The sequence below is a fragment of the Saccharopolyspora sp. genome, assembly GCF_017434145.1.
Taxonomy (GTDB): Bacteria; Actinomycetota; Actinomycetes; order Mycobacteriales; family Pseudonocardiaceae; genus Saccharopolyspora_C; species Saccharopolyspora_C galaxeae.
The window spans coordinates 1-3,710 of sequence record NZ_JAFRFW010000387.1; the positions used below are offsets into that span (position 1 = coordinate 1).

Sequence of the window (3,710 nt, forward strand, 5' to 3'; positions counted from 1 at the left end):
CTGCGCTGGTCCGACGAGCTCTCGCCCGCACCGCCGAAACCCGGCCGCGGGCCGATCGCGCTGCGCGTGCACCTCGGCGGTCCCGGCGTCGACCTGACCGAGGCCGGGACGCAGAAGAAGCTCGCGGTCTGGGTGGTGGCCGATCCGGCGGAGGTGCCCGGTGTGGCCCGCCTGGGCCCGGACGCGCTGGCGGTGACCGCCGATGAGTTCGCCGGCCTGCTGCGCGGCCGATCGGAACGGGTGAAGACGCTGCTGACCGACCAGTCCGCGCTGGCCGGGATCGGCAACGCCTACTCCGACGAGGTCCTGCACCGCGCGCGGCTGTCCCCGTTCGCGACCGCGGGCAAGCTCGCGGAGGAGTCGGTGGCCCGGCTGCACGAAGCGATGCGCGAGGTGCTCGGGGACGCGGTGCAACGCTCGCTGCAACAGGACGCAGCGCGGATGAAGGCGGAGAAGCGCTCCGGGCTGCGGGTGCACGGGCGGACCGGGTTGCCGTGCCCGGTCTGCGGGGACGCGGTCGGCGAGGTGTCGTTCGCGGATCGCTCGTTCCAGTACTGCCCGACCTGTCAGACCGGCGGCAAGCGGCTCGCGGACCGGAGGATGTCGAAGCTGCTGAAGTGACTTCCGGGGGAGCCGGGCGCCCGCCGATTGCAGCTCTGATGCAACCCATGCGATGTCATGCAAACCTGTGCCGTTCGGCGGTGCGGGTTGCGCCATGCGGCCCGCTCATCGACCGCTCACCGAGGGGTTGTGCACACTGAGCGTAGCGTTCTTGATTCCTTGCGTACCGACATCGAATACTGGTGCGGTGCAGGGGTTGTTGACCGAGCGGACCGTGCTCACGGCGCTCGCCGCGCTCGCCGTGCTCGGCATGTTCGTGCTGTTGTGCCGATCGCGCCGGGTCAGTACCTCGGTGGAAGACGCCATGCTGGCGGCGTTGCATCGTGTCACCAGCGCTGCGCCGCACCTGCGGTCGGGCATGACGCAGGATTCGGCGGACCGCACGGCGCCGCACCTGCGGGAGCTGCTGGCGTGCGTGGCGGTCGGCGTCGTCGATGCCGACGGCACGCTGCTGAGCTGGGACGGCGAAGCGAACCAGCACTACGCGGACATGCGCGGCAAGATCGAGGCGGTGCTGCGCACCGGCAAGCGCGAGTACGTCGACCACACCGACCTGCTCTGCGACGAGCGCCCGTGCCTGATGCGGCACGGCGTCGTGGTCCCGCTGGAGGTCTCCGAGGAGATCAAGGGCGCGCTGGTGATCATCAGCGACGGCGACCGGCGGCGGCTGCTGCGCGCGGCGGGCGAGGTCGCGCACCACGTGTCCACCCAGCTGGAACTGGCGCACCTGCAGGAGTCCAAGGAGAAGCTGGCGCGGGCCGAGGTGCGGGCGCTGCGCGCGCAGATCTCCCCGCACTTCATCTACAACGCGCTGAACACCATCTCCTCGCAGATCCGCAACGACCCGGAGCAGGCCCGCGACCTGCTGATGGAGTTCGCCGACTTCACCCGCTACTCGTTCCGCTCCTCCGGGCTCTACACCACGCTGGCCGACGAGATCCGCAACATCGACCGCTACCTGACCCTGGAGCGCGCCCGGTTCGGCCCGGACCGGCTGAAGGTGCAGCTCAAGATCGCGCCCGAGGTGCTTCCGGTGGTGGTGCCGTTCCTGGCGCTGCAACCGCTGGTGGAGAACGCGGTGCGGCACGGGCTGGCCACCAAGCCCGGTGGCGGCACCGTCTCGGTGGTCGCCGAGGACCGCGGCTCGGAGGCGCTGATCAGCGTGGACGACGACGGCATCGGGATGGATCCGGAACGGCTGGACGAGGAGCTGGCCAACGCGCACCTCAGCGGCGCGCACGTGGGCCTCGGCAACATCAACAACCGGATGCGGGCGACCTTCGGCGACGACTACGGCCTGGTGGTGGAGACCGAGCAGGGCGAGGGCATGAAGGTGATCATGCGGGTGCCGAAGTTCGCGCCCGGAGTGCTGCCGCTACCAGCCACGTCCCTGGACGAACCCGCGTCGGGGGCCGCCGCGCAGTCGAGCCGGTAGCGTCGAAGCATGAACGACAAAGCGCCGCAGAAGTTCACCGACGTGCTGACCGGCAAGCTGTCCTCGAAGCTGCCGCCCAAGCTGGCCGAGCGCGCCGAACGCGGGCCGGTGGTCGCCACGGTCAAGCTGCACGGCGCGATCACCGCGAACCCCTCGCCGGTAAACCGCGGCACGATCTCGCTGCAGGCCGTGGACTCCGCGCTGACCAAGGCGTTCGGCCACGACCGGCTCGCCGCGGTGGCGCTGACGATCAACTCGCCGGGCGGTGCGGCGACGCAGTCCGCGCTGGTCGCCGACCGGATCCGCGGCCTGGCCGAGGAGAAGAAGGTGCCGGTGCTGGCGTTCTGCGAGGACGTCGCCGCTTCCGGCGGGTACTGGCTGGCCTGCGCGGCCGACGAGATCTACGCGCACAGCACTTCGATGGTCGGGTCGGTCGGCGTGGTCAGCGCGACGTTCGGGTTGAACGGCCTGCTGGACCGCATCGGAGTGGAGCGCCGGGTCTACACCGCCGGGCAGAACAAGGTGCGGCTGGACCCGTTCAGCCCCGAGAAGGACGACGACGTGCAGTGGCTGCGCGGCTTGCAGACCGAGCTGCACGAGCAGTTCGCCGACTGGGTGCGCTCCCGGCGCGGGAAGAAGCTCTCCGAGACCGAGGAGCTGTTCACCGGCGAGGTGTGGACCGGCAAGCGCGCGCAGCAGCTCGGTCTGGTCGACGGTGTCGGCACCTTGCGCGGGATCGTCAAGGAGCGGTTCCCGGAGGCGCACATCGTCGGAGTCGAACCGCGCAAGCCGCTGCTGGCTCGGTTGAGCGAGCGCGGATCGGCCGCCGGGCTCGGCGCGGGCGGTTCGGCGTCGTCGCTGCTGGACGCGTTGGAGCAGCGCGCGCTGTGGTCGCGTTTCGGGTTGTGATCGGCTTCGGCGGGCGTGCGTGGTGCGCCGCGCCGTCCGCCTTCTGCCACCCCGCCGTTCACATGCCGGGCCGAACACCGTAAGTTGATGTCACGGCGTGACACACCTCACTCGCGGGCACGGCCCGGTGTGCCCTGTGTCGCTGGGCCGGGTGATGTCAGGATGATCTGCGCAGCGCGCCCGACATGTCACCGTCCGGCGGCACCGCAGGTGCGGGCAGCCGGTCCGCGCCCGGCGCGTGTGACAGCGCTGTCGCGGTGCTCGACGCCGAGCGGACCCGAAGTCGTGGACAGTGCGCCCCCGGCGCGGCAGGATGTGGCGTTACAGTGAGTATTCAACCGGACGTGAGCGGTCGACCCGGCGACTCGGGGCTCGTCGTGCTGGCGGTGGACGACGAGATGGCCGGGCTGGACGAGATGGATTTCCTGCTCCGGAACAACCCGCGGGTCGCGCAGGTGCTCACCGCTTTCGACGCAGCCGACGCGCTGCGGCTGCTGCGCAGCGACGACCAGGTGCGCGCCAAGGACGGCGACGAGTCCGTGGTGGACGCGGTGTTCGCCGACGTGTCCATGCCGGGGCTGAGCGGCATGGAGCTCGCGCGGGTGCTCAACGCTTTCAAGCAGCCCCCGTCGCTGGTGTTCATCACCGGCCACGAGGAGAACGCGCTGGAAGCCTTCGAGGTCGGCGCGCTGGACTACATCATGAAGCCCGCCGACGCCGACCGGGTGGACCGCGCGCTGCGCAC

The 3,710-nt window shown here is 70.7% G+C and carries 4 protein-coding genes; all 4 read left to right on the forward strand.

The annotated features are described in order from the left end of the window. Window positions 1-621, forward strand: a 621-nt coding sequence (locus tag IJH84_RS10520) for a zinc finger domain-containing protein (RefSeq protein ID WP_295143345.1), incomplete at its 5' end; no start/stop codon positions are given. Between the two features lie 187 nt (window positions 622-808). Further along, window positions 809-2,056, forward strand: coding sequence for a histidine kinase (locus tag IJH84_RS10525; RefSeq protein WP_295143348.1), 1,248 nt, complete (start codon window positions 809-811; stop codon window positions 2,054-2,056). Window positions 2,057-2,065: 9 nt separating this feature from the next. Beyond that, entirely contained in the window at window positions 2,066-2,965 is a 900-nt protein-coding gene (locus IJH84_RS10530) for a S49 family peptidase (protein WP_295143351.1), read from the forward strand. A gap of 344 nt (window positions 2,966-3,309) precedes the next feature. After that, the coding region (locus tag IJH84_RS10535; RefSeq protein ID WP_295143354.1) for a response regulator at window positions 3,310-3,710 on the forward strand (401 nt) is incomplete at its 3' end.